At 47.5% G+C, this 25,936-nt stretch carries 24 protein-coding genes; 10 read left to right on the plus strand and 14 right to left on the minus strand.

What is annotated here, in order from left to right:
- Positions 1–27 precede the first annotated feature (27 nt).
- Positions 28–375 (plus strand): DUF6404 family protein, encoded by a 348-nt coding sequence (locus tag AKJ31_RS00135; RefSeq protein ID WP_053407067.1) that lies wholly within the window; start codon positions 28–30, stop codon positions 373–375.
- A gap of 8 nt (positions 376–383) precedes the next feature.
- Here the strand turns inward: AKJ31_RS00135 and AKJ31_RS00140 are convergent, their stop codons facing one another.
- Complete coding sequence (locus AKJ31_RS00140) at positions 384–1,295, minus strand: LysR family transcriptional regulator (RefSeq protein WP_053407068.1); 912 nt, start codon at positions 1,293–1,295, stop codon at positions 384–386.
- Between the two features lie 106 nt (positions 1,296–1,401).
- Here AKJ31_RS00140 and AKJ31_RS00145 point away from each other — a divergent pair, with 106 nt between their 5' ends.
- The 4 genes from AKJ31_RS00145 (at position 1,402) to AKJ31_RS00160 (ending at position 6,803) form a co-directional block, all read left to right on the plus strand.
- The gene (locus tag AKJ31_RS00145; RefSeq protein WP_211263023.1) at positions 1,402–1,965 is read left to right on the plus strand and encodes a nitroreductase family protein; all 564 of its coding nucleotides are present in this window, start codon (positions 1,402–1,404) and stop codon (positions 1,963–1,965) included.
- A 24-nt stretch (positions 1,966–1,989) separates the two neighbouring features.
- Complete coding sequence (locus tag AKJ31_RS23345; protein WP_211263024.1) at positions 1,990–2,157, plus strand: hypothetical protein; 168 nt, start codon at positions 1,990–1,992, stop codon at positions 2,155–2,157.
- Positions 2,158–2,484: 327 nt separating this feature from the next.
- Entirely contained in the window at positions 2,485–3,618 is a 1,134-nt protein-coding gene (locus AKJ31_RS00155) for an efflux RND transporter periplasmic adaptor subunit (RefSeq protein ID WP_072161196.1), read from the plus strand.
- Positions 3,618–6,803: an efflux RND transporter permease subunit gene (locus AKJ31_RS00160; RefSeq protein WP_053407071.1), complete on the plus strand. Its 3,186-nt coding sequence runs from the start codon at positions 3,618–3,620 to the stop codon at positions 6,801–6,803. Before AKJ31_RS00155 ends, AKJ31_RS00160 begins: the two co-directional genes overlap by 1 nt.
- A gap of 58 nt (positions 6,804–6,861) precedes the next feature.
- Here the strand turns inward: AKJ31_RS00160 and arfB are convergent, their stop codons facing one another.
- Both arfB and AKJ31_RS00170 read right to left on the minus strand, forming a co-directional pair.
- The gene (gene arfB / locus AKJ31_RS00165) at positions 6,862–7,275 is read right to left on the minus strand and encodes an alternative ribosome rescue aminoacyl-tRNA hydrolase ArfB (protein ID WP_053407072.1); all 414 of its coding nucleotides are present in this window, start codon (positions 7,273–7,275) and stop codon (positions 6,862–6,864) included.
- A gap of 167 nt (positions 7,276–7,442) precedes the next feature.
- Positions 7,443–9,797, minus strand: a complete 2,355-nt coding sequence (locus AKJ31_RS00170) for a membrane-bound PQQ-dependent dehydrogenase, glucose/quinate/shikimate family (protein ID WP_053407073.1) — start codon at positions 9,795–9,797, stop codon at positions 7,443–7,445.
- Between the two features lie 176 nt (positions 9,798–9,973).
- Here AKJ31_RS00170 and AKJ31_RS00175 point away from each other — a divergent pair, with 176 nt between their 5' ends.
- Positions 9,974–10,351: a VOC family protein gene (locus tag AKJ31_RS00175; RefSeq protein ID WP_053407954.1), complete on the plus strand. Its 378-nt coding sequence runs from the start codon at positions 9,974–9,976 to the stop codon at positions 10,349–10,351.
- A gap of 32 nt (positions 10,352–10,383) precedes the next feature.
- On the opposite strand, the gene AKJ31_RS00180 is transcribed toward AKJ31_RS00175, so the two are convergent.
- Entirely contained in the window at positions 10,384–10,803 is a 420-nt protein-coding gene (locus AKJ31_RS00180) for a hypothetical protein (RefSeq protein ID WP_211263025.1), read from the minus strand.
- On the opposite strand from AKJ31_RS00180, the gene AKJ31_RS23560 reads away from it, so the two are divergent.
- Positions 10,802–11,332 (plus strand): MFS transporter, encoded by a 531-nt coding sequence (locus tag AKJ31_RS23560; RefSeq protein WP_342665529.1) that lies wholly within the window; start codon positions 10,802–10,804, stop codon positions 11,330–11,332. The two genes, AKJ31_RS00180 and AKJ31_RS23560, sit on opposite strands and share 2 nt — an antisense overlap.
- Before the next feature lie 80 nt (positions 11,333–11,412).
- Here the strand turns inward: AKJ31_RS23560 and AKJ31_RS00190 are convergent, their stop codons facing one another.
- A complete protein-coding gene (locus tag AKJ31_RS00190; RefSeq protein ID WP_053407075.1) occupies positions 11,413–12,111 on the minus strand; it encodes an N-acetylmannosamine-6-phosphate 2-epimerase in 699 nt (232 codons plus the stop codon).
- A 225-nt stretch (positions 12,112–12,336) separates the two neighbouring features.
- Between AKJ31_RS00190 and AKJ31_RS00195 the strand changes: the two genes are divergently transcribed.
- Both AKJ31_RS00195 and AKJ31_RS00200 read left to right on the plus strand, forming a co-directional pair.
- Positions 12,337–13,944: a PTS transporter subunit EIIC gene (locus AKJ31_RS00195; protein ID WP_053407076.1), complete on the plus strand. Its 1,608-nt coding sequence runs from the start codon at positions 12,337–12,339 to the stop codon at positions 13,942–13,944.
- 99 nt (positions 13,945–14,043) lie between these two features.
- Positions 14,044–14,889 (plus strand): MurR/RpiR family transcriptional regulator, encoded by an 846-nt coding sequence (locus AKJ31_RS00200; RefSeq protein ID WP_053407077.1) that lies wholly within the window; start codon positions 14,044–14,046, stop codon positions 14,887–14,889.
- 122 nt (positions 14,890–15,011) lie between these two features.
- Here AKJ31_RS00200 and AKJ31_RS00205 read toward each other — a convergent pair whose 3' ends face one another.
- Both AKJ31_RS00205 and AKJ31_RS00210 read right to left on the minus strand, forming a co-directional pair.
- Positions 15,012–17,396, minus strand: coding sequence for an arylsulfatase (locus AKJ31_RS00205; protein WP_053407078.1), 2,385 nt, complete (start codon positions 17,394–17,396; stop codon positions 15,012–15,014).
- 9 nt (positions 17,397–17,405) lie between these two features.
- Positions 17,406–18,677: an anaerobic sulfatase maturase gene (locus tag AKJ31_RS00210; protein WP_053407079.1), complete on the minus strand. Its 1,272-nt coding sequence runs from the start codon at positions 18,675–18,677 to the stop codon at positions 17,406–17,408.
- A gap of 82 nt (positions 18,678–18,759) precedes the next feature.
- Between AKJ31_RS00210 and AKJ31_RS00215 the strand changes: the two genes are divergently transcribed.
- Positions 18,760–19,647, plus strand: coding sequence for a LysR family transcriptional regulator (locus AKJ31_RS00215; RefSeq protein WP_157052290.1), 888 nt, complete (start codon positions 18,760–18,762; stop codon positions 19,645–19,647).
- A gap of 25 nt (positions 19,648–19,672) precedes the next feature.
- Here AKJ31_RS00215 and AKJ31_RS00220 read toward each other — a convergent pair whose 3' ends face one another.
- The 7 genes from AKJ31_RS00220 to AKJ31_RS00250 all read right to left on the minus strand — a co-directional run bounded on the left by AKJ31_RS00220 (position 19,673) and on the right by AKJ31_RS00250 (position 25,674).
- Positions 19,673–20,101 (minus strand): hypothetical protein, encoded by a 429-nt coding sequence (locus AKJ31_RS00220; RefSeq protein WP_053407081.1) that lies wholly within the window; start codon positions 20,099–20,101, stop codon positions 19,673–19,675.
- 193 nt (positions 20,102–20,294) lie between these two features.
- Positions 20,295–21,176, minus strand: coding sequence for an L-ribulose-5-phosphate 3-epimerase (locus tag AKJ31_RS00225; protein ID WP_053407082.1), 882 nt, complete (start codon positions 21,174–21,176; stop codon positions 20,295–20,297).
- A 10-nt stretch (positions 21,177–21,186) separates the two neighbouring features.
- Positions 21,187–21,834: a 3-keto-L-gulonate-6-phosphate decarboxylase UlaD gene (locus AKJ31_RS00230; RefSeq protein WP_053407083.1), complete on the minus strand. Its 648-nt coding sequence runs from the start codon at positions 21,832–21,834 to the stop codon at positions 21,187–21,189.
- A 5-nt stretch (positions 21,835–21,839) separates the two neighbouring features.
- Positions 21,840–22,661 carry a Cof-type HAD-IIB family hydrolase gene (locus AKJ31_RS00235; protein ID WP_053407084.1) on the minus strand — a complete coding sequence of 274 codons (822 nt, stop codon included), beginning with the start codon at positions 22,659–22,661 and terminating at the stop codon, positions 21,840–21,842.
- Between the two features lie 5 nt (positions 22,662–22,666).
- The gene (locus AKJ31_RS00240) at positions 22,667–23,359 is read right to left on the minus strand and encodes an L-ribulose-5-phosphate 4-epimerase (RefSeq protein WP_053407085.1); all 693 of its coding nucleotides are present in this window, start codon (positions 23,357–23,359) and stop codon (positions 22,667–22,669) included.
- A 9-nt stretch (positions 23,360–23,368) separates the two neighbouring features.
- Entirely contained in the window at positions 23,369–23,845 is a 477-nt protein-coding gene (locus AKJ31_RS00245) for a PTS sugar transporter subunit IIA (protein ID WP_053407086.1), read from the minus strand.
- Positions 23,846–23,913: 68 nt separating this feature from the next.
- The gene (locus tag AKJ31_RS00250) at positions 23,914–25,674 is read right to left on the minus strand and encodes a PTS ascorbate-specific subunit IIBC (RefSeq protein WP_053407087.1); all 1,761 of its coding nucleotides are present in this window, start codon (positions 25,672–25,674) and stop codon (positions 23,914–23,916) included.
- Positions 25,675–25,936: the final 262 nt, after the last annotated feature.

The raw sequence follows: 25,936 nt of genomic DNA on the forward strand, positions 1-25,936 counted from the left end.
TGTTTTTTATTGATAGATGTACGAGTTATGAGTTACGAAACTAAGCTAGAGAAAGCTGTCGCAGAGTTAGAAAGTGCGGGCATTCGCTCTTCTAGTCACAACGCATTTTCCCACCGATTTTTGCGTAAGTTGGGCATTAAAGTAAGGCCTTCTTACTACGAACCGATTTGGCGTAATTTCCTTGTCTTAAGTGCTGAGTTTTTCGTGTTATTTTTCGCCTTTAGTGCGATCTTCCGTTACGATCCACCCACTACGACTTACGTAACACTGGCCAACGAAGTGATGTTAGGCACCAGTGCGTACGCATTGTTGATGAGCCTTTACTACATCTTCATGGCGCGACGCTGCAACCTTACGCCGTGGAAAAACCTGTAGCTCGGCGGTTATAGCTCGACTTGCAAGTGTTCAACGATAAAGTCGATAAAGGCGCGCACTTTTGCCGGTAGGTTATCCCTCGATGCGTAGTAGATGCGCAGCGGGGGAAGTTCAACGTTAAACTCCGGTAAGATTGAAACCAGTTTACCTGCTTTGATGTATTCATTGGCTTGCCAAGTGGCCACTAAAGAGATGCCTACCCCGTGAGCGGCTAGCTCACACAGCGATTCGACATTGTTCACCGTCACTACTGGATTGGCTGGTTCATAGAGCTGAAGTTCGCCATCGGCGTTAACAAAATGCCACTTCATTATTTTGCTCGTTGTTGCAGAGCGAAACAGCACGCACGGAATATCACCGATCTCTTCTGCACTGGTTGGCGTACCATATTTTTCCAACAGTGAAGGCGATGCAACGCAGCTTATTTTCACGTTAGTTAATTTTCGTGCGACGATATTCACGTCATCGGCAATCCGGTTGCCCATGGCGACATCAAAGCCTTCTTCGACCAAATCAACCGCTCGGTCGCCCAAGTGTAAGTCGAGCTCAATCTCTGGGTATTGCTCAATAAATTTGCCAACCAGCGGCAAAATATAATGTTTGCCAAAGCCTTCAGGTACGGTGACTTTTAAACGTCCTTTAGCCGTGGTTTTTAGGTTGCGGGTGTTTTCAAACAAGAGGTTAAGTTGATGAGCAGCAGGACACGCTGAACGATAAAACGCTTCACCATCTTCGGTTAACGACAGTGCATGAGTCGTTCGATGGAACAGTCGCACACCCAGATGAGATTCCAACGCTTTAACCGATTTACTCACCGCAGCGGGAGTGAGCTCGAGCTCGCGTGCCGCTTGAGAAAAGCTCAACGCGGAAGCGGTTTTGAGGAATGCGGGGAGGTATTTGGTTAGCTCTAGATTATCCATGCTTGTTACTCTGAGTTAAAACTGTTTTGCTATTTTTGATACTACCAGTATTTGGGGAAATTTGTATTATGAACGCCGTTTTTTAAGGTAAGTCGAGATAAGCATTATGAACCCTATCATTGAGCAGCAACTGAATCGTCGTTCAGTTCGCAACTTTACTGGTGATTCAGTAAAACAGGAAGATTTGGATCAGATCCTGAAGGCGGCGCAACAAGCTCCGACGTCTGTTAACGGTCAACAAATCTCATTAGTCGTTATTCGAGATAAAGAAACCATCGCGAAGATCGCTGAATTTGCTGGCGGCCAGCCACAAGTTGCGTCAGCGGATGTGTTCATTACAGTTGTTGTCGATTACCACCGTGCAGCCTTTGCGATGGCGGATGTGGACAAAGAAATCGTGATCAACCGTTCAGCGGAAGGCATTATGGCGGGCGCTGTAGATGCTGGCATTATGCTTAACGCGTTGCAAACTGCGGCTGAGTCTTTCGGCTACGGCACAACGGCCATCGGCGGTATTCGTGCTAACCCAGACAAAATGGTTGAGTTACTAGGCTTGCCTGCAAATACTTTCCCATTGGTGGGCACAACGATTGGTGTGACTGACGTTGCGTCTGTTTCTCCTGTGAAGCCTCGTGTACCTGTGGAATCGTTCGCGATGTACGAGAAGTAAGACTCTGCACTTGTCATTCAAGGTATGCGTGAGTACGACATAGAGCTACGCGAGTGGTGGGATAACATTGGCTTGAAAGACATGCCAAGTTACGCGGAATCGACCAGCCAATACTATGGTCAGATTTACTTCCCGCACATTAAGAAATCACTTGAGAGCCAAGGTTTTATTTTCCAAGACCAATTGGACTAACTGTTTATCCTTTCTACGTTTGTTTTATATATTCATTGCCTTTTTGCCCCAGCACATCGAACTGGGGCTTTTTTGATCTTGCCTTATTGAGCTCTGACCTGTCATTTTCACCGCTCTGATTCCGGCATAATCTTATGCGAAAAAAGTTGAGATATGCCTATTGTTTAAGCGTAACAACTTGCACTTTATCAGTGACTTTTTCCTCAATTGACAGATAAAAAGTCTTATTCCTGAGGTTCCTTTCGTCACTCTTATAAATGAGACCAGTTAGTGAGCGTTTTCTTACTATAGTTGCTTCAACGGGACTGATTTTATTTGGGGTGAAAAATGTACACTCGGCACTTTGCACTGGCATTTCTGGTAGTTTCATATTCATTACTCATTTCTTTTCCGACTTTACTCTATGCGGCGGAAGAAGAAGCGTTACCCACAGTTACAGTACAATCGATTGAAAAAATATCCGTGACGCCGAGCGTAACGTTTAACGGGCGGGCTGAGGCGGTGTCAAGTGTTGCGCTCAAAGCTCGTGTGAGTGGATTTTTGGAGTCGATCAGTTTCAATGAAGGGGATGTAGTCACGAAAGATCAAGTCCTCTTCGGTATTGAAAAAGCGCAATACAAAGCGCAAGTCGATGCCATCAAAGGTAACGTATTCCGTCTACGCGGGACGCTAAAATTGGCCGAGATTGAACGGGATCGTCGACAACTACTCGTCCGAAGAAAGCAAATCTCTCAAGAAGAGCTTGACCGAGCGATGGCTGGTGTGACCGAAGCACAAGGTCAGTTGCTCAGTGAGCAAGCCAATCTAGAGCAAGCCGAGCTCAATCTAAGTTACACAGAAATCAAAGCGCCGTTTACTGGCACGATTGGTGTGTCTTATTTTGACGTCGGCGACGTGGTGAGTCCTCTTAGTGGTGACTTGGCGGTTATCGTCAGTAAAGACCCGATGTATGTCAACTTTCCGGTCAGTCAAAGACAACTGCTGTCATTTCGCGAGCAGTCCGCCAACAGTGAACTCGACTTTGGTGGTGCGGTGGTCAAAATTCGTCTCGCCAACGGAGATGATTATGCTCATGTCGGTAAAGTGAACTTTATTGACGTGCTTTCTAACCCTAGTACCGACACCACCATTGTAAGGGCGGAGTTCCCTAACCCTGACGGCTTACTCGTTCACCAACAATTGCTTGATGTGGTGCTGGAAGAAAGTGACGCTGATATGAAGCTGGCTGTACCTCAGCGGGCTTTATTGCTTGACCAGATTGGTGCGTATGTATTGACCGTCGATGGCAACGATACCATTCAAGTCACCCGTATTGAGTTGGGCGACAGCGTGGAAGGTATGGTTGTGGTGGTCAGTGGCCTTGAGGAAGGGGCAAAAGTCGTTGTTCAAGGTGGACAAAGAGTGCGCCCTGGCATGAAAGTCAAAGCGACTGAGGCTTCTTCAGCAGGAGGAGGCATGTAATGTTATCTGATGTATTTATTGATCGGCCTCGATTCGCAATCGTTATTTCGTTAGTGATAACGGTTGCAGGTCTTGTCTCCTTAACGCGTTTACCTGTCGCCCAGTTTCCTGACATCGTTCCGCCTCAGGTAGAGGTTAAGACGTTTTATCCCGGTGCCAGCTCCGAAGTTATCGAAGCGACCGTTGCACAGACGATTGAGTCACGTGTTATCGGGGTGGACAACATGCTCTACATGAAGTCCACCAGTGGTAGTGATGGTAGCTACACGCTTACGGTATCGTTTTTAGTCGGTACGGACCCAGATATAAACACTGTAAACGTGAAGAACCGGGTCGACTTGGCCATGTCGCAGTTGCCAGCCGAAGTGCAACAAAGTGGTGTTGAAACCAAGAAAAAATCGTCCGCGATGCTGCAAACAATCCCGATATACTCACCCAATCAGACGTATGACACGCTGTTCTTAAGTAACTACGCCAACATCAATATTCTTGATGAGCTCAAGCGGGTCAAAGGCGTAGGTGACGCGATTCTTTATGGTATCGACTACAGTATGCGGATTTGGTTAGACACCAATAAGATGACCAATCTGGCGTTGACCACCAATGATGTGGTTGGCGCGCTCCGCTCGCAAAACATACAAGCTGCGGTTGGTCGAATTGGTGCTCAGCCAATGACAGACGACCAACAGTTCCAGCTCAACATCAACACTCAAGGTCGTTTAACCACCATTAAAGAGTTTGAAAACGTCGTACTTCGCGCCAATCCGGATGGTTCATTTATTCGCATTAAAGATATCGGCCGGGCCGAGTTGGGCGCGGCGGTGTCGGATGCCTATGGTCGTTTTAACGGCGGTTCGGCGGCGGTAATCGGTATTTATAAATCACCGGGTGCGAACGCGATTGAAACCGCGCAAGGGATCAGGGCGGCAATGGCACGTTTATCAGAGCGTTTTCCTGATGATCTTGAATATGACGTCAACTACGATACGACCAAGTTCGTTGAAGCGAGTATCGAGTCGATTCAACACACCTTGTTTGAGGCGTTGGTGCTGGTGGTTATCGTGGTGTTTGTCTTCCTTGGTAACTTGCGTGCGACAGTGATTCCGATTGTTGCCGTGCCTGTATCGATCATCGGTACGTTTATCATCATGGCAGCACTGGGCTTCTCCGCCAATACGGTGTCGTTATTGGCGCTGGTGGTGGCGATTGGTATCGTGGTGGATGACGCAATCATCGTAGTGGAAAGCGTCGAACACATCATGGAAACCGAGCCCGAGCTAACGCCAGCAGAAGCGGCGAAAAAAGCCATGGGGCAGATCACTGGGCCTATTCTTGCAATCACCGCCGTATTGCTTGCGGTGTTTGTGCCAGTGGCATTTATCCCTGGTATTACTGGGCAGATGTTCCAACAATTTGCCGTGGCGGTGTCTGGCTCGATGCTGATTTCGGCGCTCAACGCGTTAACACTTAGTCCGGCATTGTGCGCAATTATGCTTAAACCCGGCTCGCACAACAAAAAAGGACTGATCAGCAAATTGATGGCGGGGATCGACTACGCACGAGACGGCTATGTAGGTGTCGTGAAGCGATTTGTTCGGGTTTCGAGTTTAAGTATTATCGTATTAGGCATCGTCTTTGGTGGGATTTACCTAGTGGGTAAACAAGTACCATCTGGTTTCTTACCCGATGAAGACCAAGGTGCGTTTATGATTGAGGTTCAGTTGCCTGAAGGAGCCTCGGTGAACCGAACTGCGGCAATTGCCGAGAAAGTTGAGAAGATCTTGCTCGAAACTGAAGGGGTCGAAAGCTTTATTAACGTGGTGGGTTTCAGTGTGATTGATAGCCAAGCGAAATCTAATGCGGCGTTTTTTGCGGTAGCACTCGACCCGTTTGAAGAGCGTGAAGATCCAGCCTTAGACGTTCACCCGATGATGCAAAAACTTTATCAAGAGTTTCTGACGATTCAAGGAGCGAACATCTTTCCGTTCAACCTACCACCGATCATTGGTCTGGGTACGGGCTCGGGCTTTGAATACCAGCTCAAAGACTTACAAGGTCGCAGCGCCGCTGACTTGGCGGCTGTAGGGCGCGGGCTGGTGGCAAGCGCAAATCAGGACACATTGCTTGCTAACGTGTTTACTACCTATACCGCGGATACGCCGCAAGTATTCCTAGAAATTGACCGAGACAAAGTGCAGACCTTGGGTATCAATGTGGCTGACGTGTTTATGGCGTTGCAAACCACGCTTGGTGGTTTCTATGTCAACGACTTCAACTTGTTTGGTCGTACATGGCAGGTCAACATTCAAGGGGACGAAGAAGACCGTAATGAGTTCAACGACATGTTGCGTATTCACGTGCGAAACAACAAAGGTGAGATGGTGCCGCTTAGGGTGTTTACTGAACCGAGCCTGACGCTGAGCCCGCAATCGATCATTCGTTATAACAACAACCGCTCTATCACTATCAATGGTGGTCCGGCTACTGGTGTAGCGTCTGGTGATGCGCTGATCGCGATGGAAAAACTATCGGCAGAAACGCTGCCACCGGGTTATGACTTTGAGTGGACCACCAACGCGCTGCAAGAAAAACTCGCCGCAGGTCAAACTGGACCAATTTTGGCGTTCGCCTTGCTGTTTGTGTACTTGTTCTTAGTCGCACTGTACGAGAGTTGGACCATCCCAACTGTGGTGTTGTTGTCGGTGTCGGTCGCCTTGCTCGGCGCGCTAGTGACCTTGCTGCTGGCCAACCTAGAGCTTAACCTCTATGCGCAGATAGGTATCGTGGTGTTGATCGCTCTGTCGGCGAAGAACGGTATCTTGATCGTTGAGTTCTCTAAAGAGCAGCGGGAGCACGGCATGTCGATTGTTGATGCGGCTGTGGAGGGCGCGCGATTACGTTTCAGAGCGGTTATGATGACCAGCTTTGCGTTTATCGCCGGTCTTATCCCACTGATTATAGCTATCGGTGCGGGTATGTTGAGTCGACGCGGGGTTGGTACGGCGGTGTTTGGTGGCATGCTGGCTTCGTCGCTGATTGCCATCTTTATCATCCCGCCGCTTTACGTGGTGTTCCAGCGCTTTAGAGAAAAAGGTCATAAGATGATTGGTAAAGAGCTGCCTAACCCTGAGAGTAACAAAGCGGAGAAAGTGGACGCAGATAAAGACGCCGCAAAATCTGAGTAACGGGAAAAACAAATAAGGCTAAGCGGAGCAATCTGCTTAGCCTTTTTGTGTTTGTGAATCAGTGTTTTACTCGGCCTCGCAAAGACTTGGTCTGCGCCTTAATATTTTTACTTTTTAGCCTACGCTCTTTCGACGCGCGGGTTGGTTTGGTTTCTCGGCGTTTCTTTTGTACAACCATCGCCGTGCGGATCAACTCAGCCAGTCGATTCAAGGCGTCTTCTTTGTTTTGCTCTTGGGTGCGGAACTGCTGCGCTTTAATCGTAATCACGCCATCTTTTGAGATGCGAGAGTCACTCAATGCCAGAATGCGCTCTTTGTAGATGTCTGGCAGGGTGGAATGTTTGACATCGAATTGAAGGTGGATCGCTGAAGATACCTTGTTGACGTTCTGACCGCCCGAGCCTTGCGCTCTAATCGCGGTGAGTTGGATTTCCCAGTCTTGAAGGGTAACGGTATTGGATATCTTGAGCATAAGGTGGGTAATGAATCAGTTGGATTGTTTGCTATCTTATCACAAGCTTTTACAGACTTTGCATTTGCTGCGTATTGAGAGCTGCATTCAAACCATTTATCAACAGCGCATAGGCTTAAAGTACGGAGGCGCTTGAGCAGCGCCTCCGTAATCGGAGTTGATATGTATTATTGGTCGGGTAGCGCATAGGCGATAACGTAGTCACCGAACTCCGTCATGTTATAACGCGCTCCACTAGCTGAAATCACAATGTACTGCCGACCATCGTCGCCGACGTAACTCATCGGCGTGGCTTGGGTGCCTAGTGGTAATCGACCTCGCCAGATAAGCTCGCCAGTTTCCGTATTAAACGCACGAAGATAATAATCTTGAGTGGCAGCAAACCATGCAAGTCCACCTTTCGTCACCATTGCGCCACCAAGCGGAGGAATGCCGACATAAAAGGCGAGCCCGGGCTGAAATGTGCCAAGAGCGAGGTCTTTTGCCGTTCCTGCTGGGTGTTGCCAAAGATGCTTCCCACTCACAAGGTCGATAGCCGATATTGTGCCCCAAGGTGGTTGTAAACAAGGGATTCCGATTGGAGAAACAAACATCCCACGCTGCATACCATAAGGTGTTCCGGACATTGGCGCATAAGGTCCACTTTCACCTGTGTACTTGAGGTCTGGGGTAACTTGGTCGCGAGGGATCAGTTTTTGAACAAGGGGAACCCGCATTTCAGATGTCACCATGACGAGTCGCTCTTCGTCTACCGCAGCACTGCCGAAATTCATCCCGCCCATCGGGCCGGGAAAGACAATTGAGTTGTGAATAGAAGGGGTGGTGAACTCACCTTCATAGCGGTACTTATGGAGTAAAATACGACACATCATTTGGTCGATAGGCGTCGCGCCCCACATTTGCTCTTCTGTGAGTCGATCGGTACCAATCGCCGCCATCTCTGTCGAGTAAGGTTGTGTTGGAGCATAGTATTCACCCTGAATCGTCCCGTCGCTGTTCGGTACGATTAATTCTTCGACGTTTTTAACCGGTTTGCCGGTGCGTCGGTCAAGCACGAATACTTGCGCTCGCTTAGTGGTTTGGATCAATGCGGGTACCGTGCCGCCATTGCCATCTGGAATGTCTGCCAATACAGGTTGGGCGGGGACATCATAATCCCACAAGTCGTGATGCACGGTTTGGAACTTCCAAACTTCGTCCCCTGTTTTGAGATCTAAAGCCACGACGGAAGAGCTGTATTCGTCATCAAATGGGCGGCGTTTACCACCGTAAATGTCTGGTGTCGCGTTACCTAGTGGCAAATACACCATACCTAACTCAAGATCATAAGCGAGCAGTGACCAAGCGTTTGGTGTCCCTGGTGTATAGCTTTCACCCTCGGGAGGAAGGCCTTTTAAGCTAGGGTTGCCTAAATCCCAAGCCCAGAGTAGCGCCCCTGTCTTCGCGTCATAACCACGGATAACTCCTGAAGGTTCGCCGACGGTCACGTTATCGGTTACCCGGCCAGAAATGACAATCACATCACCCGCGACCAGTGGGCCACTGGAACTGGTGTAGTACTCTTCATCCGTATCTCCCATCCCAGCCCAAATGTCGACAGTGCCATCTTTTCCGAACGTTTCGCACGGTTTTCCGTCGTCGGCTTTGATGGAGATTAATCGAGAGTCAACCGTGGTCTCTACGATTCTTGGACCACACGCATCGTCGGGACCGGGGTCAAAATAGCCGATTGAGCGGCATCGCTTCCAGTCGGTTGAAGTTGCCTTTGGATCAAACTGCCATTTGATGTTCCCGGTTGTGCCTTCCATCGCGGTTATCTGTCCGACAGGGCCACAATGATAGAGCGTTCCATCGACGTAAATTGGCACGGTTTGATCTTGCTCGCTGTTTGTTTGGTCAGCAATAAATCCAGTACGAGTGGTCCAAGCGACTTCTAAGTTATTGACGTTCTCAGGCGTTATTTCATCAAACGGGGCATAGCGAGTGCCTGTTCCGGTTCTTCCGTAGGCGAACCAGTTATCACCCGCATCAATATAGGTGGCGTGCATGTTGCCACTAGCGAGTTGAGAGGAGTTTAAAATAACATCATGTGGTTTAAACATACCGAAGATGTAAGTCGCCAAGAATGCCATTAATGCAAAGCCACCAAACATAAACAACTTAGTACTGTGCGGGCGTTGGTTTCCCTTCAGCAGAGGGGTAATAAATAGCACGGCGGCGCATAAAAATACGCTGGTTAGCAAACGTGGGACTAACGGCCAAAAGTTAAAACCAGACTCCAATAGCGCCCATACCACAGTGAGGATAAAAATCGCTAAATACAGGTGAACGCCAACCACTTTACCTTGCCATAAATAGTAAGCGGCAGCAGTCATCCCCAGTCCTGCAATGACGTAATACCAAGTGCCACCAAGAGTTAACAAGTAAGCACCACCAACTAACAGTGGTATGCCAACGATGAAGAGGAGAAAACTGACGATGCGCACGGCGAGACTTACATCGTTTGTATTTTGTCTACTCATAATGCTTCCCCTAAGTGATAACGGGTGAGTGCTTTGTCCTCAAATTTTAGTTCAACGCTTTTTACCGCATTGCTTCGGAAATGAGACAGTAAGCCGAACGTTATAACGGTGGTGGCATCTTGTCGTGGTTAGGCTAGTTTTAAAGGCGAACACGGAGAATGAAATTTGGAGACAACATGCAAAATCCAGTTGTTTGGTTCGAAATCTATGTCGATGACATGGAGCGAGCAAAAGCGTTTTATGAGGCGGTATTTAAAGTCACATTGGAGAAAATCGGCGATGAAGCGAATGTCGGTGTTGAAATGCTAGGCTTTCCATCATCCATGGAAGATTACGGCGCTTCAGGCGCACTGGCGAAGATGGACGGCGTGCAAGCGGGCGGCAACAGCACTATGGTTTATTTCGCTTGTGAAGATTGTGCCACGGAAGAGTCACGCGTCGCCGCCGCGGGAGGCAGCGTTATTCATCCCAAGTTTTCCATTGGGCAGCACGGCTGTATCTCGATTGTCAGCGATAGCGAAGGCAATATGATTGGTTTGCATTCGATGCAGTGACAGGACGTGCCAGCGCAAAATTAGCGCTACAGTTAGTTTTTTAGGTTTGGGATAGGGGGCAGCTTATCGTGAAACGCCCCTTTTGCCGCCATAAAGCCAAATGTGTAGGGCGCCACAGCTAATCCCTCTCGTGCTCGTAAATCCTGACTTTCACGCAGTTTGTTAAACATCCAGTCATCTAACTTATGGGTAATTTCAAAGAACTCTTCATGGGTGAGTTCCGCTTTTAAGGTGATGAGGAATGCTTGGTCGTCGTCTTTGGGTAAATCGATCACTCTGTCCTGCAGTCGATTGAGCACTTTGATGTTGATTGACGACAGAAGACCGCAGTGGAATACACAACCTAAACAGGCGAGAGAGAATGCTTTTCGACTTTGTACGCAGGCACTTAAAGTTTGCTGGAAGCACGACGTCCTCAGCAGGTTAATGCAAGCAACTGTAGTATTTGGCATGGTACTAAGTAGCGTCGAAAACTACTGGAAACCGTATTTAGCGGATATCCTCCGTGAGACGTCTAGTGGCGTTATCGCATTCGGTGTGATCTCCGCGCTGTATTTTATAATGTCGGCGGTTTCGTCACTGATATCAGTCCCCTTGTTGAGAGTCTTTAGTGGCTCGCACAAGACTTTAATGTTTACAACTCGAGCGCTCGCAGGCGTCTGTTTTATTTTCTTGGCGTACACAGCACATCTACTGAGTTTTACGCTTTGCTATTTGTTGTTCTTCTTTCTTTTAACGGTAGGGAACAACTCAGAGAGCGTGTTGTTACATGAGAATACCGAAGAGAAGATGCGGTCGACGATGTTGTCTATAAGCTCGTTTATGGTGACGTGTGGCGGAGTTTTCGCTTCACTGGTTTTTGGTGTGATTGCAGAGCGTTTTGGCATATCAGCAAGCTGGACCATCAGCGGTGCGTTGCTAGTGTTTTCTTCGGTCGTTTTTATCTTTGTTTCCGAGAAGCGATACTTCAAGACAACGTAATGAAATGGAGTGTTTAGATAGGCGTTAAACAGCTAACCCACGACTGTATGGACGCAGATTAGCTCTTCAAGGTGTATTGATTAACTTGAGGCTTTCTTTGCTTGCGCTGCGGCATCGAGAAACCACGACGTTGCAACTTCTAAGCGAGTCAACGCTGAACCGACAGTCACCGACAGTGCACCAGCCTCTATCGCTTGTTTGCATTGCTGCGGTGAGTTGTACCTGCCTTCCGCCATTGTTAAGTAACCAGCTTGAGCAAATTCCCTAACAAGTTCCAAATCTGGTTCTTCAGGGGTGATGTGGTTGGTGTAGCCCGACAAGGTTGTGCCAATTAATTCAATGCCTTGGGAATGTGCCCAGCGGCCATCTGAAAATTCTGCACAATCAGCCATCCCGATACAACCCGATTGGATGATGGCATTTGCAATGGTCTCGCGGCTTTCTGGTCTTGTTCGGTCAGTGGCATCAAAGGCGATGATAGCTGCACCTGCTGCTTCGAGTGCTTTTACGTCTTCAACATAGGGAGTAATGCGCACCGGGCTATCGACTAGGTCGCGTTTTACTATTCCAATGATCGGAATAGATACGACTTTGGCTACGGCAGCCACTCTTTCAACACTCTCAATTCTTAGTGCTGGTGCACCTGCATTTTCTGCGGCTTTAGCCATCGCGACAACAAACTCTGTAGTATCTAACGGGCTTCCTTCAACTGGTTGAATCGAAACGACAACGGTATTGGCCAACTTCTTGGCAATTTCATTGATATCCCAGTTTTTCATTATGTGCCTCTTCGTATGACGATTGTTCTTATCTGTTTCTAGGTCCATTTATACATTTGAAGATTATTTTTATCCACAATAAAGAAAATTATTTTTATTTTGATCACAAATTTTCTTCATTTGATTTGAGGGAAATTTTCATTGTGCTGATAATTGAGTCGATTACGGGAAGCTGCTTTGCGGTTTGGAATACAATATTAATAATTCAAAGGGTTTGGAGGATACATGAACGGTATCTTTTCTGTACTACAAAAAATCGGTAGGGCATTCATGTTGCCTATTGCCGTACTGCCAATGGCGGGTATTCTGTTGGGTGTCGGTGGTGCATTCACCAGTGGGCCATTGATCGAAACCTACAACTTGACCTTCCTTGCTCCGGGGACTCTTGCTAACCAGTTTTTGGTGCTGTGCTTTAAAGCGGGTTTGTTTGTGTTTGTTAACTTACCGTTGCTGTTTGCGGTGGGTGTTGCCATTGGTATGGCAAATAACAACAAAGAAACAGCGGCGCTTTCTGCGGTGCTCGGTTTCTTGTTGTTCCATACGGTCATAGGTGCCGTGTTGGGCTTCCAAGGCTTGTCGCCAGACACTACCAGCGTAGACGCGTTGATTGCCGCCGGAGCGAATGCCGATGAAGCGGTTGGTTTGGCTTCCATGTACACCCAAGAGCTGGGTATATTTACCCTGCAAACTGGCGTGTTTGGTGGTATTACCTGTGGCCTGATGTCTGCGTTTGTCACCAATCGCTTTTCTAACGTTACGTTACCGGACTACTTGGCATTCTTTAGTGGTAACCGCTTGGTGCCTGTCATGACAATGCTGTTTTTTATTCCGTTAGCATTCTTGTTCCCTTTCATTTGGCCACCTATTTTTAAATCTATCGTTTTTGCCGGTGAAGCGTTCTCAGCGATGGGCTATATCGGAACCTTCTTCTACGGCTCGTTAATGCGTTTATTGAATGTATTTGGCTTGCACCACGCGATTTACCCACTATTTTGGTACACCGAACTTGGCGGCGTACAAGAAGTCGCGGGCGAAATGGTTGCGGGCGGTCAAAAGATATTCTTTGCTCAGTTAGCCGATCCAACGACGGTACACTTTAGTTCAGAAGCGACGCGCACCATGACGGGCGGCTTCTTACCTATGATGTTCGGTTTGCCAGCCGCTGCATTGGCGATGTACCGATGCGCGGATGATAAGAACAAAGCGAAAGTGAAAGGGATTCTGTTCTCTGCAGCGTTGACCTCTTTCCTTACAGGTATTACTGAGCCTTTGGAGTTCACGTTCTTATTTGTTGCGCCAGTCTTGTATGCCGTGCATGCAGTGTTAGAAGGTGTGGCTTACATGCTCATGCACATGCTTGATGTCGCAGTGGGTATCACGTTCTCTCGCGGGATCATTGACTTTACGTTCTTTGGTTTACTGCAGGGTACGGCGAAGACCTCTTATCAATGGATCTTAATCCTTGGCCCAGTTTACTCAGTGATTTACTACTTCGTGTTTAGTTTCATGATTCGTAAGTTCAATTACTCAACGCCAGGTCGAAACGACGCCGAAAGTAAACTTTACACGCGTAAGGATTACAACGGCAAAGACTCTGAACTGATTGACGAGATTGTGAAAAATCTTGGTGGAAAAGAGAACATTGCTTCGATTGACGCGTGTATCACTCGCTTACGCATCACGGTTAAAGACAGTGATTTACCCGCAAGCGATGAAGTGTGGAAGTCACTTGACGCCAAAGGTGTGATTCGTTCAGGAAACGGGATTCAGCTGATTTACGGTACGCAAGCCGAAACCTATAAGAATCAAATAATAGAAAAATATCATTTATAACAACCCATTGTGGAATGAGCCCAGCTTCGGTTGGGTTCTTGTTCTTTTTACGTTTTATTGGGTTATACTCGCTTCGTTAGTTATCGACTGAAGAACGCTATGAACGCACAATCTAAAAATCTGCTCTCTCGGCTTCGCTATGGCATGGAAGGTTTCAGCCCCAAACTAAAGAAAGTGGCTGACTTTATTGTCTCTCGCGCAGAGGATGCTCAATACATGACGATCACTGAGCTGGCGAAAGATACCGCGACCAGTGAAGCGACGGTCATTCGTTTGTGTCGAGATTTGGGTTTTAAAGGTTACTCAGATTTTCGTATGGCGTTGGCGATAGAAATCAGTCAACCAAAGTCGATAAAAGCAAGCGACACGCCCAAAGAAAACAGCGATCGTATTGATGTCGCCACTCAAAATGCGATCACCAGTTTGCAAGACACCAGCACACTGATTGACCGTCAGCAGATAGACCGAATTTGCCAGATGATCCATGAGGCAGACAACATCAACTGTATCGGAGTGGGCGCTTCCAGTATTGTTGGCCGCTACTTATCCTTTCGTTTAACGCGAATTGGGAAGAGCTCATCGATGTTTGAAGATAGCCATATTGCTGCAATGCGGGCTATCAAATCAAAACCAAGCGATTTGTGGTTTGCCATCTCAAGTTCTGGCTCAACCAAAGACGTTGTTTATGCGGCGTCGCGAGCGAAAAGTCAGAATTCACCGGTGGTCAGTTTGACCAATATCCGCCACAGTCCATTGTCAGCAACGTCAGATGAAATCTTGGTTGCGGCAAGACCGGAAGGGCCACTGACCGGCGGTGCATTTGCTTCGAAAGTCAGTGCGTTGCTTTTGGTTGATATTTTAATTAACCAGTTAGTCGCTGAATACCAAGAGTATGAGGAATCCGTCAAAGATACCGCTGAAGTGACCATGGCGTTTATGGTTTAAGTTGAGAAAAGTTCAGGTTGGTAAGTCGCTTAATCCTCTTGAATGGGACGAAAGAGTCATTAAAAAACAGCAAAAATAATTAAGAGTGCCAACCTCTAGGTTGGCACTCTTTGTTTATAAAGCTACTGAATCAGAGGCTGCGTGGGCGCTATCTCTAAATCGACTTTATTTATCTTACCGTTAAACTTAAACGGTACTTTATCGGTGTAAGCAGGCATCACTGGGGCGCCAAGGTCGACACCAATATCCAACGTCTCAGTGGCAGAGAAACGTACTGGAACCGCTTTTTCTACCTTACCTGAACCCACTTTTTTGTCGTTGATGTACAAATCGACACTACCGCCGTTGAAATCTTTCAAGAATCTAAACGGTTCTTGTTTGTACACTGCAGATAACTTCACGTCACCGCTTGGGATAGGAGTGTTCGACTTGATGGTGTAATAGCTTTTACCAAAGAAGTTATAGCCGTAAACCAGCTTGCCGTTCTCGGTATAGAATGACAACCCAGCCGAGCTTCCGCCCATCGCGAGCAAGACGCCATCTGCTTGCTGGCCTTTGTCGATGTTCACATAGGCATCAATTCGATGATTACGTTGATAGATATCCGGCGCAGACCCCTCAGGAACTCGATTCACACTCGCTGTGTAACTAAACTTCGTTTTGCCTTTTGTCAATGAAGGACGCTCTTGGTTTGCTACACGTTCTGCGAATCGGTCATCTAGTGGGTAGACTTCGTTGATCTCAGCTTGGCGATCAAATTCTTTGATCATCTCTGCCAACTTCTCTGGCATCTGTTTGGCTAGATCATCGGCTTCTGAGAAATCTTTCTCAACATTGTACAACTCCCATGTTGAGTTCTTAAAGCCGCGAGAACCGCTTAGCTGCCAAGGCACACCGTGGAATGAAGCTGCGACCCAACCATCTTTGTAAATCGCGCGGTGACCGCCAGTTTCAAAGTACTGAACGGTGCGTTGTGATTTCGCGCTTGGGTTGTTAAACGTATACATCATGCTGGTGCCCGCCATTGGCTTTTGCTCAACGCCATTGACCATTTTCGGAGCGGGCAGTTTAGCCGCTTCAAGAATCGTTGGCGTAATGTCGACGACATGATGGAACTGGCTTTGAATCGCACCTGTATTCTTGATTTTTGCTGGCCACGAAACAATCAAACCATTGCGTGTACCACCAAAGTGAGAAGGCACGCGTTTCATCCACTGAAATGGCGTAGAGCCTGCCCATGCCCAGCCAACAGGGTAGTGGTTTTCATGTTTTTCGTTACCCAACTCATCGATATATTTAAGCTGAGACTCCACCGTGTCTGGCACACCATTTTGTGTCATAACGTTATTAGTTGTGCCAGTCGGAGTACCTTCAGCACTCGCACCATTGTCACCGACAATGTACATAATCATGGTGTTGTCGGCGTCTGGCATACTCTCGATCTTGTCAATCAAACGCCCTACTTCATAATCGGTATAAGCAAGGAAACCGGCGAATACTTCCATATGACGCGCATACAGTTTTTTCTGATCGGCACTTAAGCTATCCCACGCTTCGATCTCTTTTGGTCTTGGCGTCAGCTTAGTGTTTTGCGGGATGATGCCCATTTTTTTCTGACGAGCAAATACTTCTTCACGATATTGATCCCAACCCATGTCGAACTTGCCTTTGAATTTTTCAATCCATTCTTTCGGGGCATGGAGAGGGGCGTGAACTGCACCGGGAGCAAAGTATGTAAAGTATGGCTTTTCTGGATTAATCGACTTTTGTTGGTCAATCCATTGAATCGCTTGGTCGACGAGGTCTTCGTTGAGCTGATAACCATCTTTCGGCTTTTTAGTTAGCTCTACCGGAGTTGTGTCGTTAAATAGCTGCGGTTCCCATTGGCTGGTTTCACCGCCATGGAAGCCATAGAAATGTTGGAAGCCAAGACCTGTTGGCCACTGCTGGAATGGACCCGCTGGTGATGTTTCCCAGTCTGGCGTATTGTGCCATTTCCCGTAAGCGCTGGTGCTGTAGCCGTTATCTTTAAGGACTTCTGCAATACTTGCCACTGATTTAGGCCAGATGGTGCTGTATGCAGGGAAGCCAGTCGAAAGCTCGGTAATGGTACCAAAACCAACTTGATGGTGGTTACGCCCTGTGAGCAAGGCGGCACGAGTTGGAGAGCTAATGCCAGTGGTATGAAAGTTATTGTAAGTGACACCGCGTGCGGCAAGCTTATCAATGTTTGGTGTTGGGATTAAGCCGCCGAATCGCCCTGCCTGACCAAATCCCAAGTCATCTAGCATAATGACCACAACGTTCGGTGCGCCTTCTGGCGCTTTGATTGGTTGAGGATAGTCAGACTTAGATTGGTCGTAGGTTTTACCTATTTTGCCATTGAACTCGGTAGCTTGCTGAATGGGTAAAACGGTTCGGTCGATAGTTGGTGCTGGCGCTGCAAAGCTTGCTGATGACATCAACAAACTCGTTATTGCCACGATCGGTTTTATTTTGGTTTTCATTGAGATTCCTTAAACACTGAGGCGTTGTTGGAGAGAAACCTGGTGATTGACTACTTTGCTGTAGAATTTTTTTAAGCCCGGGCATAGGTAGTTCAGCCCCGGCTTTCCTTGTGAAGTCTTGGTGAAGCGGTTCTTCGGGCACTCACCGAAACACAAGGAGAGGAAGAAACACTGCCGACAATCTGACGGTAGGTTCTCCGTTTTTGACTTGCCAAACGCTTGCTGCTTCGACGAAAACACGAGGTCACCGATGTGGGTATCGGCTAGGTTGCCAAGTTGGTACTCGGGATAAACAAAATGGTCGCAGGAATAGAGGTCACCGTTATGCTCAATCGCGACAGCTTTGCCACAGAACTCCGCAGATACACATTTTTGAGCACCAAAGCCAAATATTTGCGAGATGACATTCTCAAACTGGTCCACGAATACCTGCCCAAAATCATGCTTGAACCATTCATCCCAGACTGAGGTTAAAAAGTTTCCCCACTGAGTCGCGCCTACTGACCACGCAGTGAGATAAGTATCGTTATCTTTAGGAGACAAGCACTTGTTGCCGATCTGAATAAGCTCTTGGCTGTTCCATTTAGTTGGAGCGGTCTGGGTAAAACCTTTGGGTTCAACACAAGGAATAAACTGGATCACCTGAGGCTGAACGTCATCGCGTAAAAAGCGATAAACCTCAAGAGGAAATGCGCCGTTGTCTTGGTTGACAACGCATAGCGCATTAAATGGAATTTGATATTGTTTGAGCAAAGCGATGGCCGCCATCACTTTGTCATATGATGATTTTCCCGCGCGGTTGACGCGGTGTAGGTCGTGCAGATGTTTGGGACCATCAATGGAAATACCAACTAAAAATTGGTGCTTTTTGAGGAACTGGCACCAAGTATCGTTGAGCAAAATGCCATTGGTTTGCAAGTCATTCAGGATAGCTTGATCAGCTTTTTTATACTTGTTTTGGTAAGCGATCACTTTTTCAAAGAAGGCTAAACCCATTAGCGTCGGCTCGCCACCTTGCCAAGTGAATACGACTTCATCACCGGTTTGCGCTTCAATATACTGCTTGATGTAGAGTGCTAGTGTTTCATCACTCATCCCTGCTTGCGGGTCTTGTTTCAGCAGGGACTCTTTATGGAGGTAAAAGCAGTAACTACAGTCCAAATTACAACGCGATGCAGAGGGTTTGGACACCGCATGAAAGCGATAAACGTCGTTCTTAAGCTTAGGTAATTGCAATTTAGGTGATTCGATACCCACTAAATTTTGTGTTTCTAATTCCATACCAACTCTCATCTGCTTACAAAAGATGAGCTTAGTGTATGCTATGACAAATTATCAGGCTTGTAATACTAGGTATGACAAAATGGAAAACAAAATTAACCTCAATCTGATTAATACACTAATACTTTTGAAGAAGTACCGAAGCATGCGAACGGTAGCAAAAGTGCTGGGCAAATCGGAAAGTGCGGTGAGTAAAGATCTCGCTAAACTTCGCGGTGAATTTTCCGACCAATTGTTTGTAAAAACGCAGAATGGTTTTGAGTCAACTCATTACTTAAGTCAAATCTATCAAGAACTTGAATCTGCTTACTTACAATTAGTGAGTGTCGTCAATAAGCCGATAGAATTTCAGCCACACCTGTATAAAGAGTTGATCACGATTGCGATTGCTGATCCCGAATATGATTTGTTAGTGTCTCGGTTATACCCCAAGCTGGTTGCACATTTTCCGCTCGCAAAGCTCAACTTTGTTACTTGGGGACCGGATAGTATAGATAAACTTATGAGAGGTGATATCGACTGCGGGATTCATCTGCAGAATGAGCGTTTCTCTAAAGACATTTATCAAAAAACGCTCAAGGTAGATCAAATTGTTACGGCGGTGCACAAGCGATATGAGATTTCCGAGTGGGACGAAATCAAACCGTTGCCGTTTGTTTTTATTGATGTTCCGGGGTGGAATGAGTTCAGTTACCGATTTCAAGACGTGTTACCAAAGAAGCATCGAGAAGACATCTCATACGGGGTGCGAGTTGATAAACTGCGCTCGGCGCTACAAATTGCCGCCAATTCAAAGGTAGCGATTCAATCTCCAACTCGTTATTTAAGTGACGACTTTTCTGTCATCGCTTACCCTCAAGGCGTGAGCTTTAATATCGCTTATTCGTTCTACTGTTTGCAAACCGAAAGACACAGTCCTTTGACGCAGATTTTAAGTCAACTGATTAGAGAGTCTTATCAGGAAGTATAATGAGTTAGTGACTACTGGTTACACACTATGAGTTGGCGGCTTTGACGAATTTACTGTAAGTGCTCACTTTACCGTTGATGTACTCAATCCCGCTGTGAAGATTCTTCTCGGTAGAACCGACGATTTGGTACTCAACGATAAATTCACCGCTGACCACTTTGACGAAAAGAAACCCGTCGTTCACTTTCCATAAGCCTTGCAATCCACGTTCGCTAAACAGATCTTTCTCGACTAACGTGCCATTTGGTTTGAGCTCAAGAATCGAGGAAAAGCCGTCGACATTCACTTTAACCCAAGGTTGTTGATGTACTTCGTAGCTGAGGATCTTTCGGCGCGTTTTGGCCCACTCGCGCAGTTCTTGTTCTTGCGTTGGGGTGAGGGTAGGTAGGTTCTCCATCTCTAATAAGGTGTGATGTTTTTCGTACCAGAAAAGTTGTAGATGGAGTAATTTCATTCAATTCAACAGGTTTTTATCTCAATAGAGCGCAACTTTGCGCCAACCAAGGTGCTAAGTCAACCTATGAAATGAAAGAGTGCAGCTTTTACGGGGGTTAAAACTGCACGTTCCTAAAAAGGGGAAACGGTGCTCAAACGGCGAGCACGGATAGAGCGTAAATATTGTTGTTTTTAGTGTCAGGAATAGGCTTCTAAGCGGCAAACAATCTCGGTAGCTCTGCATGATCACAGGCGGTGTTTAAGCGTTGTTGGGCGGTTTGAATGTGCGCGCGCCAGTTTTCGTCGTGTGCCCACATTTCAATCACCAAAGGCACCACGCAATCCATCTCTTTGAGAGTACGGAAGATCGCATCAAAGTTGACCTCGCCGTCACCAATCACTAAGTCTCGGAATTGGCCTTGGTACTCAGGTGTCACTCGGTAAGTATCTTTTAGGTGGATTTGGGTGATGTGAGGCTTGCTCAATCGAAGCTCAGTACACACGTCATAGTTCCAGCCAGAAATGTTGCCAACGTCTGGATAAGCCGTGAAGTAAGGAGAATTAACCTCGCGATTGAGCACTTCAAACTTACTCAATGAGTTGAGGTAGTCGGTATCCATGATTTCGACCGCCAGCATGACCCCAGCGCGTTCCGCTAACTTTGCGGCTTGCTTCATTCCATCAATAAAACGCAAGTGCGTCTCTTGATTAGCGGGTTCGTAATACACGTCATAGCCAGCTAATTGGATGGTTCTGATGCCAAGTTTGTACGCCAGCGTTATCGCTTTTTCCATGTGCAATACCGCTTGTTGGCGAATGCTTGGATCAGCCGAGCCGAATGGAAACTTGCGGTGAGCGCTCAGACACATCGATTGCAACGGCATATTGTGGCGCTCACATTGATGGCGCAGTTCGTAAATGGTGTTGTCATCCCAATCCAAACGTTGGCGGCGCTCGTCAGATTCGTCGACTGAGATTTCGAGAAAGTCGAAGCCAAGCTCTTTGGTGATTTTGAGTTTCTCTTCCCAGCTTAATTCACTCGGCAGCGCTTTTTCATACAATCCCACTCGATGGCGTTGTAGGTTCTGATACATGTTAACTCCTTCAGTTCCAGTAACGGTCGATCTGTACTTTTAATGCTTCTGCGGTTTCTTGACCTCTTTCACCCGCCAAAGCGCGTCCAGCAATGAAAGTTTTTGCTTTGATTCCTTCGAATAAGCAAATATCTTCTGGCACGATGCCGCCGGTAATCGATAACTCAAGGCCAAGGTCAGACAGTGCGCGCATTTTGTTGAGGTCAGCGTCAGTCCAGCCAACTCCGGCTAATTCCGCGTCACGAGAGCGGTGATAAATCGCCTGAGAGATGCCTAACGAGACCCAAGCTTTGGCATCTTCCATCGTCCAGTTACCATAGATTTCGATTTGAATTTCACCGTTGAACTCGTCTGCGACTTTCTTGCACGCTTCAATCGTTGCAATGTGTGCGGCGGCGGAGACAGTGATCCAATCGGCCCCGGCTTCAAACGCCATACGAGACAAAATCGCGCCGCCATCAGTGGTTTTCATGTCGCAGACGAGAATGTGGTCAGGATGATTGGTACGTAGGGTCGATACCGCATTCATCCCCTCTGCAAACGCCAAGATAGTGCCGACTTCAATAACGTCGACGTAGCTATGAACATTGCTCGCCACCGCGATTGCATCGGTGAGGTTAGTTTGGTCTAGCGCAATTTGAATCATTGGTTTAGTCATGATGCTTATCCTTGAATTTTTTCACGTATCAGACGAGCAAGGCCGTCATGGTTGTTATCGGTTTCGCAAACCAAACGGGCGTGAGCTTGCACCGTCTCATCTGCGTTATGCATGGCAACGCCTAACCCCGCGTATTTGAGCATGGAGATATCGTTGTGGTTATCGCCCACGGCGATCACGTGGTTAGGGTGGTAACCCAGTTCAGAGACATACTCCGCGAGCCTAAGCCCTTTGCTGTTGCCTTTTGCGGCGAAGTCGATGCGATTTGACCAAGAGCGTTCGCCATTAAATTTCTCTTTCACCCAAGGATGCTCAAGTAAGCGCTCGACGGAACTTGGTAAGCCTTCCACCACAAATTTCCACACGTATTCCGTGTTGCGAACTTCGTCGCTGAATGAGTCAATTTTGTAGATCTTTGGCTTGTGGTGTTCCGGGGCGGATTTCGCCCAGTTCTCCAACGCTTCCATGTAATGAATGGGGTTGTAGTTTGAGTACGTCATCGCATCGGTTACGTACATCACCATCTTGACCTGAAACTCTTTCGCCAAAGCAATGAAGGTCAGCGCATCGTCTTTGCTGATCGAGTTGTGCTTGAGCACTCGGTCATTGTGGTAGTCGTATACATAAGTGCCGTTACAGCAGATGATCGGTGTACTAAGCCCGAGCTCGTGGTAGTAAGGGCGCGCAGCCGTGTGATGGCGCCCAGTGACGATCACAACATGGCAGTTTTTCTTCGCCTCCTGAATTGCCTTTTTTACCTCAGGGTGGATGCTGTGGTCGTCGGTGAGTAGCGTTCCATCTAAATCTAGAGCAAGCACTTTATACATAGTTATTACCTCTGCCCGTAGTAAGCGTTGTCACCGTGTTTGCGCAGGTAATGCTTATCTGAAAGCTCAGGCTGAATTTTGATACCACTGTTGAGTGAACGCGTTGCGAGCGCCATGGCAGAGACTTCTTCCAACACGACCGCGTTGTGTACGGCGTCATCGGCGTCAATCCCCCAAGAGAAAGGCGCATGACCAGCGACAATCACGCTTGGTACTGCCATTGGATCGATGCGGCGATGGCAAAACTCTTCGACAATCACTAAGCCGGTGTTTTTTTCGTAATCTTCGGCAATCTCTGCTTGTGACAACTTGCGCGTGCATGGAATGTCGCCGTAGAAATAATCCGCATGAGTGGTGCCGAGAGCCGGAATGTCGATTCCTGCTTGCGCCCAGATCGTTGCGCTGCGCGAGTGGGTGTGCACCACACCACCAACTTTTGGAAACGCTTTGTATATTTCGATGTGCGTGGCGGTGTCGCTCGATGGGTTCATGGTGCCTTCGACAATATTGCCCTCAAGGTCTACCACTACGATATGTTCTACGCGCATGCCGTCGTATTCAACACCCGAAGGTTTAATCGCAATCACGCCGGATTCTCGGTCAATTTCGGATACGTTGCCCCAAGTAAAAGTCACCAAGCCGTACTTTGGCAGTTTGAGGTTGGCGTCGAGCACGCGTTGTTTCAGTTCGTTGTACATGATTTTCCCCTAAGCGTTGGTCGCGAGAGCATCATCAATCACTTTGAATACATCGGATGAGCTTCGGCAGTGACGAAGTTTGTCCAGATTGACTCCGGTTTCGCTATCTTCATCATCCAGCACTTGCGTCACTTCCATTAGCCCTTCCATGTGCTCATCAGAAGAGCTGCCCGCGAGCGTGATCAACACATCGACCGGTTCCTCTTCGCCTTCAAAATAGATCGGCTCTTCAAGCGTCACGAGCGCGAACGCGGTACGAAGAACGCCATTTTCCGGGCGTGCATGTGGTAGAGCTAAGTTAGGTGCGATACAAATGTACGGACCAAGCTCTTCGACGCTGCTGATGATCGCGTCGTGATAAGACGGTTGGATAGCGCCAGACGCAATTAACATGTCGGTGCCAATCTTGATGGCTTCTCGCCAGTTGCTGGCTTTTGCTTGCAACTTGATTGAGTTGTTATCGATCAATGACTGTTTCAATCCCATTGTTCTATCTCCAGAGTAGGTGCCAGTGTCCCGGCACCTAAATCGTTATCAGTGGTTAGGTGATGAGTTTATTTTGCGGATACAAAGTTCTTATTGATGATGTCGAGTAGCTCGTCACCGAAAGAGTTTGGATTGAGCATGTTCTGTACTCCCAGTACAAACTTGCCTTCTCCTGGCTCCATCTCCGCTGAAAGGTGCTTCGACGAGACGATAATGTCTGTGCTGGCAAGCTTGGACTTGTAGTCTGAGACCGCGCACGAATCCATCACATGAGGAATCCCTTTCTTCTCTAGATACTGACCAATCTTCATTTTCATCATCATTGAAGAGCCTTGGCCGTTACCACACACCGCCAAGATGCTCACTGGGCGGACACCGTCGCTGGCTTTGATCGCTTGTTCTACGGCTTCGATCACTTCTGGTTCTTCGCTGACTGCCACTGTGCCTTGCGCATCTTCTTCTGCGCGTAATTGGCGAGAAGCAAAGAACATGTAAACAAAAGACAGACCAACCAGGACGAAGAAGAACATTTTCGATGCTGATAGACCTTGCATGATTGGTGGGAACACTAACGCCCAGTCAGCCATACCCATCCAGCCGCTGAACTCGGTACCTTGCTGACTAAATAGATGGATAGCCCAAGCAGAACCAAGTACCTCGATAATCCCCATCACAAAACAGATTTTCATGACTGCTTTCCAGCCACCAAAGTGGTTGGCAAAAACGCCAATCGTTGCGTTGGAGAAGAACATAGGGATAAAGCCGGGGATGATCATAATTGGTGCGTCGAATGCCAGCATCGCCAGTACCGCGGCAAACTGACCTAATGCGCCCCACATGAAACCAAATACCATCGCATTAGGCGAGAATGCGTAGATAGCAGCACAGTCAATCGCCAACACTGCGTTAGGAATTACGCGCTCTGAGATACCTTTGAACGCTTCAGAAAGTTCGGCGACGAACATACGCACACCAGCAACAATCACTTGAATCGCCACGGCGAACTTAAGGCCAGTTTCAAGAATGTAGATGCTCCAGTGCGTCGTCCCTGCCATTGCTTGAAGGTTATCGAGACCAAACGACAACAAAATAATGCCAAAGAAGACCGTCATCACGATAGCAGTCGCGGCAATGCTGTCGTGGAAAATGTGTAGCCATTTGGGCAGTTCAAGGTGGTCAACACTGTCATTTTTGTCACCGAGTTTCGGTGCCACTTTGGTGGCGATCCAAGAGGCAACCTGCTGTTGGTGACCAATTGAGAAACCTGCTCCGCCAGTGACCGCTTCGGTCGGCTTAAACATGATGTTGGACGAAATGCCCCAATACAGCGCCATCAGTACCGCGGAGTAAATGATGGTTTCCCACATGCTTGCGCCAAGCACGAGGTAAAAGACCGCAATCAAACCCGCTTGCTGGAACATGATATGCCCAGTCAGCATGATGGTTCGAATGCCGGTAAAACGGCGGAATAAAACAAGCAGGATATTGATGCCAAGTGCAAGAAGCACGGTATAGCCTACCCAAGAGTAGTTGTCGCCCATGGCTTCCATTGTCGCCATCATGGACGTGTATGGGTCAATCACTGACCCTGTTAATCCATGAAACTCAGAGAGTTTTGCAATCACAGGTTTAAAGCCTGCGACTAGGGTACCCGCACCCACTTGAACCAGCATAAAACCGACGATCGTTTTGATCGATCCTTTGATTATGGTGGTGGTGTCTCTTCTCAGCAGCCAATAGCCAATGAATGTCACTAAGCCCAATAGCAGTGGGGCCTTGGTCATTACTTGGCTGTAAAAAATATAGAAGATGTCGTATAAGAACTCCATATCTTTACCCCTTGATAGATTTGTATTTGTAATCGTTTGTAGGTCAGAGGTGATTCCTTAAATAGGTAAGAATCCACTCAGGTATTGCTCACGAACTAAACTTTAGCAATCAAAAGTAATCACGCAATGCTCATTTGTGATTATTTTGATTTTTGTCAATTTAGCACCTTAAAAATCCAAATAATTGGTACATTGATCACGTTGAATTTTTCTATTTTCAATAAAAACAATGAGTTATGATTTTGTGTGATGAAAGTAGTGT

Source organism: Vibrio hepatarius (genome assembly GCF_001274785.1).
Lineage (GTDB): Bacteria > Pseudomonadota > Gammaproteobacteria > Enterobacterales > Vibrionaceae > Vibrio > Vibrio hepatarius.

Bases quoted from the DNA above. Each gene is read 5' to 3' on its own strand.
- AKJ31_RS00250 (WP_053407087.1), bottom strand. From the start codon at position 25,674: ATGGAGTTCTTATACGACATCTTCTATATTTTTTACAGCCAAGTAATG.
- AKJ31_RS00145 (WP_211263023.1), top strand. From the start codon at position 1,402: ATGAACCCTATCATTGAGCAGCAACTGAATCGTCGTTCAGTTCGCAAC.
- AKJ31_RS00180 (WP_211263025.1), bottom strand. From the start codon at position 10,803: ATGCCAAATACTACAGTTGCTTGCATTAACCTGCTGAGGACGTCGTGC.
- AKJ31_RS00195 (WP_053407076.1), top strand. From the start codon at position 12,337: ATGAACGGTATCTTTTCTGTACTACAAAAAATCGGTAGGGCATTCATG.
- AKJ31_RS00215 (WP_157052290.1), top strand. From the start codon at position 18,760: ATGGAAAACAAAATTAACCTCAATCTGATTAATACACTAATACTTTTG.
- AKJ31_RS23345 (WP_211263024.1), top strand. From the start codon at position 1,990: ATGCGTGAGTACGACATAGAGCTACGCGAGTGGTGGGATAACATTGGC.
- AKJ31_RS00200 (WP_053407077.1), top strand. From the start codon at position 14,044: ATGAACGCACAATCTAAAAATCTGCTCTCTCGGCTTCGCTATGGCATG.
- AKJ31_RS00155 (WP_072161196.1), top strand. From the start codon at position 2,485: ATGTACACTCGGCACTTTGCACTGGCATTTCTGGTAGTTTCATATTCA.
- AKJ31_RS00170 (WP_053407073.1), bottom strand. From the start codon at position 9,797: ATGAGTAGACAAAATACAAACGATGTAAGTCTCGCCGTGCGCATCGTC.
- AKJ31_RS00220 (WP_053407081.1), bottom strand. From the start codon at position 20,101: ATGAAATTACTCCATCTACAACTTTTCTGGTACGAAAAACATCACACC.
- AKJ31_RS00175 (WP_053407954.1), top strand. From the start codon at position 9,974: ATGCAAAATCCAGTTGTTTGGTTCGAAATCTATGTCGATGACATGGAG.
- AKJ31_RS00240 (WP_053407085.1), bottom strand. From the start codon at position 23,359: ATGTACAACGAACTGAAACAACGCGTGCTCGACGCCAACCTCAAACTG.
- AKJ31_RS23560 (WP_342665529.1), top strand. From the start codon at position 10,802: ATGGTACTAAGTAGCGTCGAAAACTACTGGAAACCGTATTTAGCGGAT.
- AKJ31_RS00210 (WP_053407079.1), bottom strand. From the start codon at position 18,677: ATGGAATTAGAAACACAAAATTTAGTGGGTATCGAATCACCTAAATTG.
- AKJ31_RS00230 (WP_053407083.1), bottom strand. From the start codon at position 21,834: ATGACTAAACCAATGATTCAAATTGCGCTAGACCAAACTAACCTCACC.
- AKJ31_RS00235 (WP_053407084.1), bottom strand. From the start codon at position 22,661: ATGTATAAAGTGCTTGCTCTAGATTTAGATGGAACGCTACTCACCGAC.
- AKJ31_RS00160 (WP_053407071.1), top strand. From the start codon at position 3,618: ATGTTATCTGATGTATTTATTGATCGGCCTCGATTCGCAATCGTTATT.
- arfB (WP_053407072.1), bottom strand. From the start codon at position 7,275: ATGCTCAAGATATCCAATACCGTTACCCTTCAAGACTGGGAAATCCAA.
- AKJ31_RS00245 (WP_053407086.1), bottom strand. From the start codon at position 23,845: ATGGGATTGAAACAGTCATTGATCGATAACAACTCAATCAAGTTGCAA.
- AKJ31_RS00190 (WP_053407075.1), bottom strand. From the start codon at position 12,111: ATGAAAAACTGGGATATCAATGAAATTGCCAAGAAGTTGGCCAATACC.
- AKJ31_RS00135 (WP_053407067.1), top strand. From the start codon at position 28: ATGAGTTACGAAACTAAGCTAGAGAAAGCTGTCGCAGAGTTAGAAAGT.
- AKJ31_RS00205 (WP_053407078.1), bottom strand. From the start codon at position 17,396: ATGAAAACCAAAATAAAACCGATCGTGGCAATAACGAGTTTGTTGATG.
- AKJ31_RS00140 (WP_053407068.1), bottom strand. From the start codon at position 1,295: ATGGATAATCTAGAGCTAACCAAATACCTCCCCGCATTCCTCAAAACC.
- AKJ31_RS00225 (WP_053407082.1), bottom strand. From the start codon at position 21,176: ATGTATCAGAACCTACAACGCCATCGAGTGGGATTGTATGAAAAAGCG.